General features: G+C 53.0%; 15 protein-coding genes. 4 read left to right on the top strand and 11 right to left on the bottom strand.

What is annotated here, in order from left to right; translation table 11 throughout:
• The first annotated feature begins 114 nt into the window (after positions 1–114).
• Positions 115–1,659: a Fic family protein gene (locus G549_RS0118095; protein ID WP_027836195.1), complete on the top strand. Its 1,545-nt coding sequence runs from the start codon at positions 115–117 to the stop codon at positions 1,657–1,659.
• Here G549_RS0118095 and G549_RS0118090 read toward each other — a convergent pair.
• Together G549_RS0118090 and G549_RS0118085 are read right to left on the bottom strand one after the other, a co-directional pair.
• Entirely contained in the window at positions 1,656–3,569 is a 1,914-nt protein-coding gene (locus tag G549_RS0118090) for a polysaccharide biosynthesis protein (protein ID WP_027836194.1), read from the bottom strand. The two genes, G549_RS0118095 and G549_RS0118090, sit on opposite strands and share 4 nt — an antisense overlap.
• 183 nt (positions 3,570–3,752) lie before the next feature.
• Positions 3,753–4,157: a GFA family protein gene (locus G549_RS0118085; protein WP_027836193.1), complete on the bottom strand. Its 405-nt coding sequence runs from the start codon at positions 4,155–4,157 to the stop codon at positions 3,753–3,755.
• A gap of 152 nt (positions 4,158–4,309) precedes the next feature.
• Here G549_RS0118085 and G549_RS0118080 point away from each other — a divergent pair, with 152 nt between their 5' ends.
• Entirely contained in the window at positions 4,310–5,317 is a 1,008-nt protein-coding gene (locus G549_RS0118080) for a LacI family transcriptional regulator (RefSeq protein WP_169449677.1), read from the top strand.
• Positions 5,318–5,326: 9 nt separating this feature from the next.
• On the opposite strand, the gene G549_RS0118075 is transcribed toward G549_RS0118080, so the two are convergent.
• The 9 genes from G549_RS0118075 to G549_RS0118035 form a co-directional block, all read right to left on the bottom strand.
• Positions 5,327–8,455 carry an alpha-mannosidase gene (locus G549_RS0118075; RefSeq protein ID WP_027836191.1) on the bottom strand — a complete coding sequence of 1,043 codons (3,129 nt, stop codon included), beginning with the start codon at positions 8,453–8,455 and terminating at the stop codon, positions 5,327–5,329.
• Positions 8,448–9,395 carry an ROK family protein gene (locus tag G549_RS21035; RefSeq protein ID WP_051214126.1) on the bottom strand — a complete coding sequence of 316 codons (948 nt, stop codon included), beginning with the start codon at positions 9,393–9,395 and terminating at the stop codon, positions 8,448–8,450. Before G549_RS21035 ends, G549_RS0118075 begins: the two co-directional genes overlap by 8 nt.
• Entirely contained in the window at positions 9,385–9,741 is a 357-nt protein-coding gene (locus tag G549_RS0118065) for a phosphomannose isomerase type II C-terminal cupin domain (RefSeq protein ID WP_051214124.1), read from the bottom strand. The genes G549_RS21035 and G549_RS0118065 overlap by 11 nt, the downstream gene beginning before the upstream one ends.
• Position 9,742: 1 nt before the next feature.
• The gene (locus G549_RS0118060) at positions 9,743–10,780 is read right to left on the bottom strand and encodes an ABC transporter ATP-binding protein (protein ID WP_027836189.1); all 1,038 of its coding nucleotides are present in this window, start codon (positions 10,778–10,780) and stop codon (positions 9,743–9,745) included.
• Between the two features lie 2 nt (positions 10,781–10,782).
• Positions 10,783–11,622 (bottom strand): carbohydrate ABC transporter permease, encoded by an 840-nt coding sequence (locus G549_RS0118055; RefSeq protein ID WP_027836188.1) that lies wholly within the window; start codon positions 11,620–11,622, stop codon positions 10,783–10,785.
• A 1-nt stretch (position 11,623) separates the two neighbouring features.
• The gene (locus tag G549_RS0118050; protein ID WP_027836187.1) at positions 11,624–12,556 is read right to left on the bottom strand and encodes a carbohydrate ABC transporter permease; all 933 of its coding nucleotides are present in this window, start codon (positions 12,554–12,556) and stop codon (positions 11,624–11,626) included.
• A complete protein-coding gene (locus tag G549_RS0118045; protein ID WP_036223607.1) occupies positions 12,553–13,803 on the bottom strand; it encodes an ABC transporter substrate-binding protein in 1,251 nt (416 codons plus the stop codon). Before G549_RS0118045 ends, G549_RS0118050 begins: the two co-directional genes overlap by 4 nt.
• 169 nt (positions 13,804–13,972) lie before the next feature.
• Complete coding sequence (locus G549_RS0118040; RefSeq protein WP_051214122.1) at positions 13,973–14,719, bottom strand: FadR/GntR family transcriptional regulator; 747 nt, start codon at positions 14,717–14,719, stop codon at positions 13,973–13,975.
• Between the two features lie 154 nt (positions 14,720–14,873).
• Positions 14,874–15,281, bottom strand: coding sequence for a MerR family transcriptional regulator (locus G549_RS0118035; protein ID WP_027836184.1), 408 nt, complete (start codon positions 15,279–15,281; stop codon positions 14,874–14,876).
• 309 nt (positions 15,282–15,590) lie between these two features.
• Here G549_RS0118035 and G549_RS0118030 point away from each other — a divergent pair, with 309 nt between their 5' ends.
• Positions 15,591–15,983 (top strand): mercuric transporter MerT family protein, encoded by a 393-nt coding sequence (locus G549_RS0118030; protein ID WP_027836183.1) that lies wholly within the window; start codon positions 15,591–15,593, stop codon positions 15,981–15,983.
• 17 nt (positions 15,984–16,000) lie between these two features.
• Positions 16,001–16,294, top strand: coding sequence for a cation transporter (locus G549_RS0118025; RefSeq protein WP_027836182.1), 294 nt, complete (start codon positions 16,001–16,003; stop codon positions 16,292–16,294).
• Positions 16,295–16,327: the final 33 nt, after the last annotated feature.

Genomic DNA, 16,327 nt, shown 5'->3' with positions numbered 1-16,327 from the left:
TTGTGCCTATTTTTCACGGCTTGTCTGCATATGGTGACAAAAAGACTGTTTTGTAATCGTTTTTCATGATATTGTGAATTTAGACCTAAATTTCACAATGAATGTGCACTTTTCATGCAAAACGACCAGAATCATCAATTTTCAGGCGCCGTCCGCATATTTCACGAGCTGCGCTTGCCTGAGGCGGCGCAGCCGGTCGGCTATGCGGCGTTGATTGATGCTTATGGTCTTGCGGTCCCGCTGCCGCTCACCCTTTGTGCCATCGGGCAAAAACATCAAGTCTTTGAAGCTGAAGGGTGGCGGCTTTATACGCCGCGCCACGCGCCAAAAGCCAGCCTTCAGGGCCACCTGACCTTCGCGCTCAAATATGAGGGCTTGGATTTGGCAGTGTTGAAAAAACTGTTCGAAACGCTGCCCGCGCGTGAATTTGAAACGATGATCAAAGCGCAACCCAGCAGTGCCTATATGCGGCGGGTTTGGTTTTTGTATGAATGGTTGCTCGACAAATCATTGGATTTGCCAAACGCCAAAAGCGGCACCTATGCCAAAGTGGTGGACCCGAAGCTGCAATGGGCCATTGAGGGAAAAACCTCCACCCGTCATCGTGTGCACAATAATCTGCCGGGCGACCGGGCCTTTTGCCCCATGGTGCGCCGCACCAAAAAGATTGATCAATTTGTTGCGGCAGAGTTTGACGCCGAGGCGCGGACGATTATCGGGAAAATCTCCAATTCCATTTTGGCGCGTACCGCTGCTTTTTTGCTGCTCAAAGATTCTAAATCAAGCTACGCCATTGAAGGGGAAGCGCCGCCGCACGATCGGATACAGCGGTGGGGCAAAGCCATTGGCGAGGCCGGGAGGCACCCGCTGGACGAAGACGAGTTTTTGCGACTGCAGCGATTGGTTTTGGGCAAAGACCCTCGCTTTATCCAATTGGGGTGGCGCACTGAGGGGGGCTTTGTTGGTGAGCATGAAATGGACACCCGACTGCCCCTGCCGGAACATATCAGCGCTAAGCCTGAAGATTTAACAGATCTGATGGGCGGGCTGATTGCCTTTGATCAAGAATATGCAGATGGACTGGACCCCGTGATCGCCGCGGCGATCTTGGCCTTTGGCTTTGTCTATATTCACCCGTTTGAAGATGGCAATGGGCGCGTGCACCGCTATCTCATCCATCACATTTTAAGCGCGCGCGGCTACAATCCGCCAGGCATGGTGTTTCCCGTTTCGGCGGCGATTTTGGACCAGATCGAAACCTATCGACGCGTACTTGAAAGCCATTCAGCCCGCATCCTGCCATATATTGAATGGCGCACCACGGTGCATATGAATGTGGAGGTGACCAACCAAACAGTCGACCTCTACCGCTATTTTGATGCCACGCCCCATGCTGAATTCTTGTTCGCCTGCGTGCAACGCACCATCACCCACGACTTGCCGCAAGAGGCAGCATTTTTGACCAAATATGATCAGTTCAAATCACGCATAGAGGCCCACACCGAAATGCCGGCCTCTATGGTCGATTTGCTGTTCAACTTCCTCAAGCAAAATAACGGCAAACTCTCCAACCGCGCCCGCCAAAAAGAATTCGCGGCGCTGACCGATGAAGAGGTGAGGGCGTTTGAGGTGATTTACGGGGAGGAGTTTAGCGGTTAGGCGTCCCCAGATTGCAGCCAGATGACATCGCCAATTTCGTCTTGCGGTTGATAGCCGGTATTGGCGTTTTGCAATAATGTCCGAATTTTCGGCAAATCATATGCCGCACAGGCATCGAACAGATCTTTAAGAAATTGCTCCAGTTCCGCAGACGGTAGGCTTCGCTCTTGCGCGCACATGATACGTTCATGGCTTGTTGGTGTTGGGTTTTCACCAATCAAAAGCTCTTCATAAAGCTTTTCACCGATCCGCAAGCCTGTGAACACAATTTCAATATCCCCGTCTTTTTTCACCGCGTTGTTGCCATCGGCGATATAGGGCTTGAGACCTTGTAGCCGGATCATGCGTTGCGCCAGATCGACAATTTTGACCGGTTCACCCATATCCAGGACAAAAACCTCACCACCCTTTGCCATAGCCCCAGCTTGAATGACAAGTTGCGCCGCTTCGGGGATTGTCATGAAAAAACGGTTGATCTCTGGGTGTGTTACCGTCACGGGGCCGCCGCTATCAATTTGGCGCTGAAACCGCGGGATTACTGAGCCTGATGAGCCCAGCACATTGCCAAAGCGGACCATGGAAAACCGCGTTCTATTTGATTGGCTCGCATGGGCCTGGCAAATCAGCTCTGTTACACGCTTGGTTGCGCCCATAATGTTTGTGGGCCGTACGGCTTTGTCAGTTGAGATCAAGATGAAGGATGACACCCTGGCGGCAAGTGCCGCTCGCACGATCGTGTCGGTGCCAAATATATTATTTCGAATGCCTTCAACCACGTTTTGTTCAACCAAAGGCACATGTTTATATGCGGCAGCATGGTAGATTGTGTCTACCTTGAAGCGCTCAAGAATGGCTTTGATGCGTTTTTCATTTTGCACCGAACCAAGCACTGGTAAAATCTCAACATTGCAATTTCGGTCGTTCGCCTCGAGTTCATCATGGATGCGATAGAGGGCATATTCCGATACTTCGAGCAGCACCAATTGTTTGGGGCACTGGCTTAAAATTTGGCGGCAAAGCTCACTGCCTATCGACCCACCTGCGCCAGAAACCAACACGGTCTTGTCTTTGATATTTGCGGAAAGAAGATCTTGGTTCGGCGGCACAGGGTCCCGTCCCAACAGGTCTTCAGGCTTAACTGTTTGCAAGTCAGCAATTTCTGCTTTGCCCGACACGAGATCTCGCATGCCGGGGATTGTGCGCACTTGCACCTCAAATGGTTCAAGGCGTGTGATGATCGCTTTACGTGCACTGACGGGGGCGCTGGGCAGTGCCAGCAATATGGCCTTAATACCGTATTTTTCGATCAGACTACCAATTTTGTCTGGTCCGAATACGGGGATGCCAGCCACCTCGACCCCCCGAAATTCTTTGGCGTCATCGATAAAGGCAACGGGTTGAAATTCAGCACCTTGTTTGAGCGCGTTCAAAAGTTGCCGACCGGATTCGCCCGCGCCATAAATGAGAACATTGTCGTTGAGTTTTGCCCGCTGTTGGAAATAGAGCGCACGCAAAAGAAAGCGCACGCCGCCAATCAGGAAAAAGGCGATAAAGGCATAGATAGCTGGCACCGAGCGGGGTACTGGCAAGTTCAACAACTGACTGAACAGCAACATCATCGCTGCTGAGACCAAAATGCCCGTTCCAATGGTGAGCAGGGCCTGACCACCAATATATCGAATGACAGCGCGATATAGTCCTATACGTGCGAACAGAAAAATACTGGCTGGAATGATAAGCAAAAGGATCGTCCAACGATCAGCGTACGCAGCGAACCAGATTCCGTCTAATCGCAACATCATCGCCAGCAGATAGCTGAATGTGATGAGAAACACGTCCACCGCAACTTGAATGCTGCGTTTTGCCCAGCGATTGAGACCAAAAAGAAAGGTCAGGAATTTATTTATCATTTTTGTGCCGTCCCAATGTCGGCTTCAGACTAGTCGGGTCCATTTGATTTGCCTATCTCTTAAAGCACGCGCATGCTTTTTCAAGACAATTTGTGACATTTGTGAGCCGCCAAACATAATCTGGTTTGGGGGACAAAGGAACGTGGCCACTCTTTATCATTTAGGTGCAATCGTTGATGCCGTTTATGGAAACTGATCAAACCCTTCATAGGTTTCATAATGTTGATGCCAGTGCGGGCGTTCTGATTGGAAAATGCGGCGGCGGATGGATACGTTGGGGTCGCCTTCAAGTCCGCCGGCGGGCACCATGACTTGTTTGCCGTTGGGGCTGATTTTGGGCACGCCACTGCCACAGATTTTGCAAAAGGTTCGGGCGAGTTTACGGCCGGGCAAATCGTAGCGGCCAAGATGTTCTTCGCCCTGTGTCCAACGAAATTTGGCGCTGTCGGTGAAAAGGTTGGAGGCGAAGGCTGAGCCGGTGATCTGACGACACTGATCGCAACTGCAAAAGAACATTTTGTCAAAACTGTTCTCAACCTCATAGCGCATTGCGCCGCAAAAACAGCGTCCAGTCAGAATATCGCTCATAAATTTTGTCCCTTTCAAACCAGTTTGATGGTGCGGTAATATTGAGCATTTCAGATTTGGCGTGGTTCGTCACCCCGATGATGCGGAATTGACTTCACCGCGAAAATTGCGGCACAAAGGTTTGGGCGATGAGGGGCAACAGCGTGGCGCGCATGACGACAAAACAACCAACGTTGAAAATGATTGCGCAACGCACGGGCTATGCGGTGACGACGATTTCCAAGGCGCTGCATGATGCGCCCAATATCAGCGTGAAGACAAAGCGATATATTCGCGAAATTGCCGAAGAGGTGGGCTATCAGCCCGATCGGGCGGGCCTGTCGCTACGCACCGGCAATACCCACAAAATCATTTTGCCCATGCAATTGTCGGATGACATTTCAGATTTCTCGCGGCGGTTGATTTTGGGCATGGCGCGGATATTGGAAAGCACGCCTTATGAACTGGTGTTCCACCCGATTTTGCCGGGTCATGATGAATTGGAGCAGGTGCAAAACATTGTACGCAATCGAGCCGCCGACGGCATCGTGTTGGCGCAAACGGCGCCTGACGATGCGCGCGTGCAGTTTGCACAATCTTATGATTTCCCCGTGGTCACTCACGGTCGAACCCGGTTGGAACCTCCGCACGCTTATTATGATTTTGATAATGAGACATTCGCCCATCAGGCTGGTCTACGCTTGGCCGAGTTGGGATGTACGCAGGTGGCCCTGCTGACCCCGGAATGTGAGTTCACTTTCTATCTGCATTTGCAGGCAGGCTTGCAACGCGCGGCGCGCGAGGGCGGGTTTCAAATTGCGGATTATTGGAACAAGGCCAGCGGCGGTGATGATTATATTCATTGGTTGCGGGCGCAAAGTGCCAATGCCGTTCAAACCAAAACCATGCCGCAAGGGGTGATCTGCTCGTCAGAAATTGCAGCCTTGGCCATCATGGATGGGGTGACAGAAGCCGGCGGCGAGGTGGGGCGCGACGTGCACATCATCGCCCGGAAAACCTCAAATCTTTTGGATTATTTGCACCCGCGCATTGATTGGGTGGAGGAAGATCTGATTGTGGCGGGCGAACATTTGGCGCAGCTTCTGCTCCAACGCATCAATGGGGCGGACCCCAAAGATTTGCAAATTATCGGTTCGCCCGCCCCAAGCTGGGGAAATTAAACCCGCGCCCTAATCCAAGGCCGCAGCCAAGGTGACGATCTCAAAGGGCGCCAATTCAATCTCCACCAATCCATCTTCATTGCGCGGGAACGCTGCCACCACTTGCTCCAGCAAATTGGTGCGCTGCACGTCGCCCAAGCGCTCATCAAATTTAACGGTAAACCGCGTGCGTTTGCCGCTTTCTTCACAAAGGCGGAAAACCACGCCTGATTGATCTTCGCTAATCTTTGCCGCGTGCAAAATCACGTTGGGAGCTGACCAACCGATTAAGCTTCCTGGTTGTGTGGCGTTGCCCGCACCTTCTTTTAGAGGTGCATGCACTTGCAGCGGACAGGCGAAATCAAGCGCTTGCTGGTTGATGGCCACCACCGGGTGTGGATCATCGCTGACTATGATTGCATAGCGACAAAGATGTTCTTCCTGATCGGCGGTTGGGTGTGGGTAGATCCCGGACTTGATGAGGGTGAGGCCAAAATGGGTGTCGGTGGCGCTATAGCCATATTTGCAATCATTGAGCACACCGATCGCGAAGTCGGTTTCCTCAAACGCGACCCAACGGTGCATGCTGGCTTCAAACCGCGCCTGATCCCAACTGGTGTTGCGGTGCGTGGGGCGCGTCACATGACCAAACTGAATTTGTGATTTGATCTGATCGCTGACCACATCAAAATCAAATTCGGCTTTCAGCAATGACTGGCTTTCCTGCCAATCGGCATAAAAATCAAATTCAACCTGCCGCGCATCCACCTGCAAGGAGATAATTTGCACAAGGCGTGATTGATTATAGGCGCGCTCAATGCGCAAGGCCGCGCGGTGCGGGCCAGTTTCGATCACTTCGATTTTGGTCGCCGTGTCGATGGCCCATGATTTTTCTTCGTAGAACCAATCAATGTCCCACGCGTCCCAATTAAGGGGCTTGTCTTGATAGACTTTCAACTGGTTGCCCAAGGTGCCTTTGCGCAAAAGCTCGCGCCGGGCGCGTTTATCGAAAATGCTGGTGATCTCGCCATTGTTCGCCACCTCGACGCGCAAGAAGGCATTTTCGAGATGGTGTTGATCGATGGAAAGTTCGGCAATTTGATCGGCAGCTTTTGGGGCAGTGGTGGCCGTTTGACGGGCAAAAGGTGCGATCTGCTCAATGGGCGCCACCTGATGGCGCTGGCCATCGGCCCGGTGCACAGCTTGGAGCGCACGGGCACCGTACCCGAAATCAACGGCGGTGGCGGCTGTGTCCGCTTTAAACTGCACCAGTGCATTTTTGCGCACAACGCCCTGGCTGTTCAACAGCTGAGTTTGGGTCTCAAACGCCAATGGCGACAATTTTTGCCGCAGCGCTTCGCCCCGCTCAAACAGGTCCGCATAGTCCGCATCACTATCCACATAGACCTGCGGGATGGAGGTGCCAGGCAAAATATCGTGGAACTGATTGAGCATCAAAATCTTCCACAATTCATCAATTTCAGCGAGGTCGGCTTCAATGTCATGGCCGTTCAGTTTGGCCAGCACGCTCAGCAATTCAAGTTCGCGCAGTATATGTTCGCCTGCCGCATTGTTGCGTTTGTTTTTGGCCAGCGAGGTGAGGGTGCCGCGGTGATATTCGAGATAAAGCTCGCCCACCCAGCGGGGAAACGGCGTGTCGCTGTTGGCGATGGTTTGACGCAAGCGATCAAAATAGGGGCGGATGCCCTCTAGCTTCACTTTGGGCAGACCGGGCACGCCTTTTTCCATGCGCTTGGCATTTTCAAGCATCACCTTGCAGGGACCGCCGCCGCCATCGCCATGACCAAAGGGCACCAGCACATTTTGGTTGAGGGCTTTTGGCTCATAGCGGTTCCATGCGCCAACGGTTGAGCTGACATCCAAATGGGGGCCATAATCTGTGCGATGGTCGCCGCGATGGCCCTTATCGTCGGTCTGGGCAGTGATCAAATAGGCAGTGACGTTGGTGCCGTCGATGCCCTGCCACTCAAATGTGTCATTGGGCATGCGGTTGGTGTCGTTCCACGAGCATTTAGAGGTGACGAAAATATCGAGGCCCGTTTGGGCCATCAATTGCGGGATCGCCGCCGTGTAACCGAACGTGTCGGGCAACCACAAGACGCGCGGGGTGAGGCCAAACTCGTCTTGCTGAAACTTTACGCCGCGCAGAATTTGGCGCACCAGGGACTCACCGGAGATGATGTTCACATCCGGCTCAAGCCACATGGCGCCTTCAATTTCGAACTGGCCGGATTTGACGTGTTTTTTGATGCGTTCAAACAGGTCAGGTGCATCCTGTTTCAGCCAATCGAACAGGATGCATTGATTGTACATGAACACAAAGTCTGGATATTCATCCATGAGCTTGCAGGCGGTGGACATGGAGCGCACCATCTTTTCGCGGGTTTGCGAAATTGGCCAAAGCCACGCCACATCAATGTGGGTGTGGCCGACGGCGGAAATGGTGGGCGCATGGGTTTCTTGATCAAACGCATTTTGGGCGATCTCAAGGGCTGCCTCAACCGAGGCCGAAAAGGAGGCGTCGCGGGCGCGGAGATCAAGGCTGTTTAGAGCCCGATCGATCACATTGAACAAATGGTGGCGACGTGCATCATTTTCATCAAGGCGAATGGCGGCTTCAAATGAAATGGCGAGGTCATAATAAAGATCGGCGGCGGCATCATGTTGTTCGCACCACACAAGGGCCACGCCGAGTTGGCGTTCAATCTCGGCCGTGTAGGCGTTAATGTGGATGGTGGCGCGGCCGGCCGCGCGCTGGGCTTGTGGCAAATAGAGTTCGCGGTGAAACCCGTCAAACGCCTGGCAGATTTGTCCGTCGAGATAGACTTGGCATTGCGGATCGGTGCGCCCCAGAAGAATTTCATTTTTGGCGATCAGCTTCAGATAGGGGGTGATGCCCTTCTCGGCAGCTGGCACGGTGATTTCGCCGGCAAACCAATGATGCCCTTCCGGCGTACCCCAGGCAAAGTCGCCTTCAATTTGTGGCCAATTTTGCCAAGATGCGGCCAACATTTCGGCGGCGGGGGCTTCGCTTTGCTGTTCATGCAGCGGGACCTGCGCCACATGTTCGCGCCATGCCATTTGCTTGAGCAAGTTGAGGTGATGTTTGAGTTTTTGTTCTTGTTTTTGATTACGCATAGATTTCGGCTTGCTCAGTATAAGATGAAATAGGGGCGAGATAGGCGGCACCGCGCGCTGCTTGCAGGGCGCTGTCGGTGACAATCTCGAATGTGGTTTTGATTTCTTTGGAAAAGCACAAAGGTTCGACTTGGGCAAAAATGTCCTGCCACAATGTGGTTTGTGCCGCCATGCCGCCGCCAATGACAATGCGGTGGGGATCGACCAGTTGAATGATGGTGGCCAAATATTTGGCAAAACTGCGCTTGAATTGATCAAGGCTGGCCTGCGCTGCATTGTCGTTCGCTGCTGCGGCCGACACAATTTCAACGGCGGTTTTATGCTGATCGGTTTGCCGCAAATGGAATTGCGATAGGCCGGTGCCCGATAAAAGTTGTTCGGTGCATCCGTGTTGACCGCAATAGCATTCAGGCCAATCAGGGGTGAGGTCCGGCAGAAGGCTCAAAGGCACGTGGCCTGCTTCCGCCGCCAAGCCGCCCGCGCCTGAGATCAAGCGACCATCATGCACCAGGCCGCCCCCAAGACCCGTACCAACGGTGAGGGCATAGACCATTTCCGCACCCGTTTGGCGCTCATGATGGGCACAGGACAAGGCAAAGCAATTGGCGTCATTTTCAATGATCACTTCCTGCTCCAGGGCGTTGGCGAAATGGGCCGCAAGGTCGTGCCCGTTCAACGCCAGAATATTGGCATTACGCCATAGATTTGTATCCGGATGGGCGCTGCCGGGCGCACATATGCCGATAAATTGGAGCGGGCCGAAATAGGCGCGAAAATGGGTCAGGCCATCCACCAGCACTTGGGTGATGTCGGCCAAGCCCTTGGGCGTGTTCACCCGCCGCTCGGCCACCAGCTCGCCATCGCGCAGCAGCACAAATTGGATCTTTGTGCCGCCAATATCGATGCCGAGCCGGGGAGGAGAGGCTGCGCTATCGACCATAAATGTCCTCATAACGCACGATATCGTCTTCGCCCAAATAGGCGCCATACTGCACTTCGATGATGTCTACGGGCGCATCGGAGAAATTCTCAATCCGGTGGATTGCACCTTTGGGAATATCGATAGATTGCCCGGCTTCCAGATCAAACTTTTCCTCCCCCAACGTAACGGTAGCGGTGCCTTGCGCCACCACCCAATGCTCGGCCCGATGCTTATGGCTTTGCAAGGAGAGTTGGCCAGAGGGCTTCACCTTGATGATTTTGCTTTTAAAGCCTTCGCCTTCGGTCAAAACGGTGAAGCTGCCCCAAGGACGTTCTTCATGGATTGGGTTGGTTTGCTCACTCATACTATTTCTCCGAAATGGATTGGCCGTCAGCGTTGAAACGGTGCAGATCGTTTGGCTGGAAGATGCAGCCGATTTTTTCGCCCAGGGCCGTGCGATCGATGCCCGGTACGCGGACAACGAAAGGCTGTTTGGCCCCGTGATTGATGTAAAAGATCGTGTCTGACCCCAACCGTTCCACCACATCAATGGTGCCGATCAGATGCGCGTTGTCGTCCGGCGCGGTCACCTGAATATGCTCGGGGCGAATGCCATAGGTTTTGGCTTTTGGGTGTGTCAGCGCTTTGGGCAAACTCAGCGCCGGGTCATCATGGGACACAAAGTTCATTTTGGGGGAGCCCAAAAAGCCTGCCACAAACAAATTGGCCGGATTGCTGTAAAGATCGAGTGGGGTGCCCACTTGCTCGACATTACCCGCATTCATCACCACAATGCGGTCAGCCAACGTCATGGCTTCGACCTGGTCGTGGGTCACATAGACCATGGTGGTGCCCAAGCGTTGGTGCAGCTTGGCAATCTCAATCCTCATTTCAATGCGCAAGGCCGCATCCAAGTTGGACAAGGGTTCATCGAACAAAAAGATTTGCGGATCACGCACAATGGCACGGCCCATGGCCACGCGTTGGCGTTGCCCGCCGGACAAGGCTTTTGGAAAACGATCCAACAGTTTGTCCAATCCCAAAATGCCTGCCGCATGGGAGGTGCGTTTTTGCTTTTCCGCCGCATCGCGTTTGCGCAACTCAAGGCTAAAGCCCAAATTGCGTTCTACATTCATATGCGGATAAAGCGCGTAGGATTGGAACACCATCGCGATGTCACGCTCGCGCGGCTCAAGATCATTGACGCGGGTTTCGCCAAAAATCAAATCGCCAGAACTGACCGGTTCCAACCCGGCAATCATGCGCAGCAAAGTGGATTTGCCACAGCCTGATGGACCAACAAGCACGACAAATTCGCCTTTGTTGAATTCAAGAGAAATGTCTTTGAGCACGTGCACCGGCCCAAAGCTTTTATTGATGCTGTTGAGAGTTATCGCAGTCATAATCAGCCTTTCACAGCGCCTGCGGTCAAGCCTTGGACCAAGAACCGCTGGATAAGAATAAAGAAGATGCAGCTTGGGATGAGGGCGAGGGTGCCCGCGGCCATCATCTGACCCCAGTCCACTGCAAATTTGGAAACGAAGGTTTTCAGCCCCACAGGGAAGGTCATCTTGTCATCAGAGTTGATGAGCATCAGCGCGAACAAGAGCTCGCTCCATGCCGCGGTGAAGATGAAGCCCAATGTGGCGGCCAAGCCGGGCAGGGTGAGCGGAAAGATCACCTTGCGCAGCGCTTCAAACCGGGTGCAGCCGTCAATCATCGCGGCTTCTTCCAAATCTTTGGGGATGCCGTCGAAAAAGCCCTGCATCAAGAAGGTGGCAAACGGCACGTTGAACGCGGTGTACACAATGATCAAACCGGTCAGACTGTCCAAAAGACGCAAGCCCGCCATGATCTTGTAAATCGGTGCGATGATCATCAAGAGAGGGAACATCTGGGTGATGAGCATCAGCGCGATAATGATCGCTTTGCCGCGAAAGTGAAACCGCGAAAAGGCATAGCCTGCGGCCGTTGCCACCAATGTGGTGAAGAAGGCCGTGCCCAAACTCACAATCATCGAGTTTTTGAAATAGACCAGAAAGTCTGTCAAAAACAGCACCGAGGTGAAATTGTCCAGGGTGAATGTGGAGGGCCAAATATGGGTGCCTTCTGTGTAGATCAACCGATCCGGCGTGATGGCGATTTTCACCAGCCAATAGATGGGGAACAGCGCAAACAGGACATATAGGATAATGGCCGCATAGCGCAGGGTGCCCGCAACTGAAAACGAAGTGCGACTTGCCATTTTATATTCCTTTCACAAGGTGTTTGCGCATTTGCAAAATCAACATGGCATAGGCCAACAACAGCACCAGCAAAGCGATGGCGAGGGTTGAGGCATAAGCAAAGTCGAGCCTTCGGAACGCGGTCGTGAAAATGTAGGACGAGATGATGTGCGTTGAATTTGCCGGTCCGCCACCAGTCATGATGTAAATCAGGTCAGCGAAGTTTGCGATCCAGATGGTGCGCAACATCACTGTAATGGCAATGGTGGGCGCCAAAAACGGCACGGTGATTTTGGTAAAGCTTTGCCACACGCTGGCCCCGTCGATGGAGGCTGCTTCATAAAGATCGCGCGGGATCGATTGCAGCGCCGCCAAAAGGGTGATGGCGAAAAACGGAATACCAAACCAAATATTGGCAACGATGGGACCCCAAAGGGCCATTTTTGGATTGGCCAGGATATTTTGTGGCTCATCCATAATGCCAATCGCCGCCAGCCAATGGGGAATGGGGCCGATAATGGGGTTGAACAACCATGCCCAATTCAGGCCGGACAAGAAGGCCGGCACGGCCCAAGGCAAGAACACCAATGCTTGCACCAAACCACGGCCCGCAAAGGGGCGGTTGAGCAGCAAGGCCAAGCCGAGACCAAGGAAGAATTGGAAGAAGAGAGAGCCCAGGGTCCACCAAAATGTGTTGGTCAAGGCCTTCCAGAACAGTCGATCCGCCCACAATTTCTCGAAATTGGCAAAGCCAACCCAACCGGTTTCAAACGGGTTGAGCAACGAGATTGATTGGAACGCATAGGAAATGCCCACCACCAAGGGGACCAGCATCACCAATGCGATCAGGATAATGGCTGGGGACAGATAGAGATAAGGCTCAACCAACCAATGAAGTTTTTTGAGGGGTCTCCCCCGGCCTTTGCCGGGGGAGGTAGGGAGCGCCATCGTCATTGTGCGGCTTTCCATGCTTTATATTCAGTTGTGAGGAATGTTGCCCATTCTTCGGCCAAATCCTCAGCGGTGCGTTCGCCCAACAGGGCCTCTTGGCTGGAAGAGATCGCCAACTCTTTGAACACGCCGAATTTTTTCAAATATACGGGCATGATGGTTGGGATATATTCTTCACCATTGAGGGTGTCGAACCAGCCTTTATATTGTGGTGTGGCGAAGTGAGAATCTTGCTCTGCGCCTTCGTGAATTGGGATCACACCAACTTGCTTGGTCCAAGTGAGGTTGGCTTCAGGTGAAGACAAGTGTTGCACCAGATCAACCGCTTCTTGCTGATGTTCTGTGGTGTTGAACACAGACCAACCGGCAAAACCGATGGTTGGGAAGGCTTTGCCTGACGGGCCAACTGGCATCGGTGTCACAGCAAAATCTTCTGGGTCCATACGTTCAGCAACTGAAATCAGCGCGTCTGGATCTTGGTCCAAGAAGGCACATGTGCCGGAATAGAAGCCTGCAACGATCTCGTTGAAGCCCCAGTTCACGCTGGCATATGGTGCATATTCTTTTTGGTACATATCGATCAGGAACTGAAGGCCTTCGATTGAACCAGGCTCATTAAGACGGCTTTCGCCTTCTTCCGTGAAGAACTCGTTAGAGCCATTCATGGTGGCCGCATACATGATCCAAGCGTTCAAACCGCCGCCGCCACCGCGTAGGCAGTAGCCTGATTTGCCGGGCAATTCAGAGACCTTGCGCGAGGCTTCCATGAATTCTTCCATGGTGTGTGGTGGGCCATCAACGCCTGCTTCTGCCAACAATTTCTTGTTGTAGAACATGGCGCGCAGATAAAAGCCGTAAGGAATGGTGTAGGCTTCGCCTTCAGCCAAACGGGCCATATCGAGTGTTTTTTGCGCCAGCGTGTCGCCATGCTCCCAACCAGAGATCGCGTCTTCAAGGCTGAGCAACATGTCGTTGCCAGCATAAAGAGCCAACCACGCATCAGGCATTTCCACCACGTCAGGCACTTCGCCGCCGGCAACCATGGTTGAAAGCTTTTCAAACGCTTCGCCCCAAGGCAATGAGATGATTTCCACATCCACATCAGGATTGTTGGCTTCATATTCAGAAACCAATGTGTTGAGTGTCTCGGTCCGAGCTGGACTTGTGATCACTTCAACAAGTTTAAGTTTTGTTTCAGCCAAAGCGGTGCCTGCAGACAAAGTTGCTGCAAGAATGGCGCTTGTGGCCATTGTACGAAATAGGTGCTTCACTATTTCCTCCCTTTAAGTTGCACCACAATTGTGTGGCACTTCGCATTTCCGGCGATGCCGGAAAACCTCTAGTTTAACGTTGTACTTACGACATACATCGTTGTACTGACGTTGCAAAAATGAGGCGACCTGATGGGGCCGCCAAAACTCAGCCCAGCAATTCTTTGGTTTGCTGTTCTGTGCTGTCCAAAATTTCCTCCATGGCCTTCACAGCGGCCGGGGCATCGCCCGCGATCACCGCCGCGGCCAAAGGCTTGTGCAAAGGAATGGAGGGCAAGCCATAGCTATCATCCATAAATGGCTCGATATAATGCTGGTGAAAGGCGCCGTGCACCTGCTCGATCAATTGCGAGAAGAGCGGGTTGCCAGACGCGGCATAAATGGCGCGGTGAAAATTGGCATCGGCTTGCCGCCAGGGCAGCCCCTTATCCACCACATCAAGCAATGTGTCCAATGTGGATTGAATGGCCGCGCGGTCTTTTTCGTTGGCATGCAGCGCTGCCAAATGCACCACTTCTTTTTCCAACGCCCGCCGCACCTGCTGTGTCCGCAACAGCCCTTCGGCTTCAAATTGCAACACCACGGGCACATGCACCGAGTTGGGCACAATATCCATGGCCAAAATGGTGCCCGCACTGGTGCGGCGTTCCACGATGCCCAGATTTTCCCAAACCTTTAGCGCTTCGCGCACGGTGGAGCGACCCACCTGCAAGCGCGCGGCCAGCTCGGTTTCGGTGGGCAGTTTATCGCCCTCTTTCAGGTCCGCCTGCTCGATCATTTCGGCCAAGGCTTCCAAAACCTCCACATCACGGGTGCGCCGCTTGATCGGGCGCAAAAACTGCGAGGCTGAACCTGATGTCGCCGCAGCTGATGTTGATTTTGGGGTCAAGGCCATGTGTTTGTCTTCATCTGTTTATTCGTTTGTCCGACAAACAAGCATAGTGAAAAAATGCTGTCAAGATTTTTTGTGCAGGCTGTGTACAGAATTTCGTGCAGCGAAATGTTGGATGCGCGGCAAACCCAGACCGTGCGGGCCGTCGGGCAGGGGGCTAAACCGTTCCGAACAGGTCTTCAATTACAGGGCAAACATCCGATTTGTTTTGGCGACATTGTCCATTTAAGTCGGCCAAGGTTTTCTCGAGCTTTTGTAAATCCGCGATCTTCTCTCGCACTTGCACAAGGTGGTCGGCGGTCATTTCGCTGACTTGCGCGCACGAGAGGGCTTGTTGGTCGGTCATGGTCAGCAGCGAGCGGATTTGTTCAATGGAAAAGCCCAAGCTGCGCGCCCTTTTGACAAATCCAATGCGCTTTAGATGCGCCTTGGCATATTGCCGATTGCCCCCGGGTGTCCGGTCTGGCGCCGGCAGCAACCCAATGCGTTCATAATAGCGGATGGTCTCAATATTCACGGCTGTGATCGTTGAGGCCGTGCCGATGGAATAGGATTTTTCGGTCATCACGCAACCTTGCAGCATTTTTCTCTTGCATCTGTAGTTACTACAGATCGTAGACTTGTACAAATGACGATCTGTTGAGCAATGGATTGCATAGTGTGACGGACCGCAATGCGGGGTTGGAATGCCGCCTGCACCTGATCAGCCATTTGCTTCGCCGTCGTCAACATAGAATTCGCTGAGCGGAACGATCAACGGGATAGCCCCGATACTGAACTGAGGTCACCGAGATGGACCGGATGATGTGTTCAATATCCATCCCGTTGATTGGCGAATTTTCAACCCTCAAAGCAGGTCGGAGAATGACACAGCATGGCTGAGCAGACCTCGCATTTGAATGATGCAACGCGGGCGCCCGGGACATCAAAAGCTGGTGTCGCAACATTGGCTGGCCTATTGGCGGCCATCGGCGCGTCGAGCTGCTGCATAGTACCGCTTTTATTGTTCAGCCTGGGGGTGAGCGGCGCATGGATCGGCAATCTGACCGCGCTTGAACCCTATAAACCTGTTTTCATCCTGATCGCCCTCGGTCTTTTGGGATATGGCTATTGGCAGGTCTTTCGGCCCAAACCTGCTTGTGATGCCGATGAGGCATGCGCGCGGCCTTTGCCAAATTATTTGGTGCTGGCAGGGCTCGTGCTGGCGACGATTTTGGTGCTGGTGTCGTTCTTTTGGCCGTGGATCGTGCCCTTAATTCTTGCCTGATGGATTGGAGATATTCGATGAAGAAATTGCTTATTCTCGGCACCGGTCTTTTGGTGTCCGGTGTGGGGGCCAGCTTCGCGGCCGAGCAGAAGGTCACCCTTTCTGTGCCCGGCATGTATTGCGCCAGCTGCCCCTTTATCGTGAAGGGCGCGATATCGCGTCTTGATGGCATTGTTTCAGTGTCGGCCGATGCCGATTTGCGGCAGGCGGTTGTTGTGTTTGAGGACACGGCAACAAGCTTGGATGACATTTTATTGGCCACAAAAAATGCCGGATATGAATCCGAACTTTTAGCGGCAGATGAAGAGTGAACCCTTCGCGCGCATCCTTATTGGTTACATACA

The sequence above is a fragment of the Maritalea myrionectae DSM 19524 genome (assembly GCF_000423365.1).
Taxonomy (GTDB): domain Bacteria; phylum Pseudomonadota; class Alphaproteobacteria; order Rhizobiales; family Devosiaceae; genus Maritalea; species Maritalea myrionectae.
Note: the sequence above shows the minus strand (reverse complement) of the source record. Positions and strands in the feature narration are given on the sequence as shown.

Excerpts from the sequence above, each read along its gene's own strand:
- G549_RS0118025 (WP_027836182.1), top strand. The coding sequence starts at position 16,001 with ATGAAGAAATTGCTTATTCTCGGCACCGGTCTTTTGGTGTCCGGTGTG.
- G549_RS0118090 (WP_027836194.1), bottom strand. The coding sequence starts at position 3,569 with ATGATAAATAAATTCCTGACCTTTCTTTTTGGTCTCAATCGCTGGGCA.
- G549_RS0118045 (WP_036223607.1), bottom strand. The coding sequence starts at position 13,803 with ATGGCCACAAGCGCCATTCTTGCAGCAACTTTGTCTGCAGGCACCGCT.
- G549_RS0118065 (WP_051214124.1), bottom strand. The coding sequence starts at position 9,741 with ATGAGTGAGCAAACCAACCCAATCCATGAAGAACGTCCTTGGGGCAGC.
- G549_RS0118095 (WP_027836195.1), top strand. The coding sequence starts at position 115 with ATGCAAAACGACCAGAATCATCAATTTTCAGGCGCCGTCCGCATATTT.
- G549_RS0118060 (WP_027836189.1), bottom strand. The coding sequence starts at position 10,780 with ATGACTGCGATAACTCTCAACAGCATCAATAAAAGCTTTGGGCCGGTG.
- G549_RS0118035 (WP_027836184.1), bottom strand. The coding sequence starts at position 15,281 with ATGACCGAAAAATCCTATTCCATCGGCACGGCCTCAACGATCACAGCC.
- G549_RS0118040 (WP_051214122.1), bottom strand. The coding sequence starts at position 14,719 with ATGGCCTTGACCCCAAAATCAACATCAGCTGCGGCGACATCAGGTTCA.
- G549_RS0118075 (WP_027836191.1), bottom strand. The coding sequence starts at position 8,455 with ATGCGTAATCAAAAACAAGAACAAAAACTCAAACATCACCTCAACTTG.
- G549_RS0118055 (WP_027836188.1), bottom strand. The coding sequence starts at position 11,622 with ATGGCAAGTCGCACTTCGTTTTCAGTTGCGGGCACCCTGCGCTATGCG.
- G549_RS0118050 (WP_027836187.1), bottom strand. The coding sequence starts at position 12,556 with ATGACGATGGCGCTCCCTACCTCCCCCGGCAAAGGCCGGGGGAGACCC.
- G549_RS0118030 (WP_027836183.1), top strand. The coding sequence starts at position 15,591 with ATGGCTGAGCAGACCTCGCATTTGAATGATGCAACGCGGGCGCCCGGG.
- G549_RS21035 (WP_051214126.1), bottom strand. The coding sequence starts at position 9,395 with ATGGTCGATAGCGCAGCCTCTCCTCCCCGGCTCGGCATCGATATTGGC.
- G549_RS0118080 (WP_169449677.1), top strand. The coding sequence starts at position 4,310 with ATGACGACAAAACAACCAACGTTGAAAATGATTGCGCAACGCACGGGC.
- G549_RS0118085 (WP_027836193.1), bottom strand. The coding sequence starts at position 4,157 with ATGAGCGATATTCTGACTGGACGCTGTTTTTGCGGCGCAATGCGCTAT.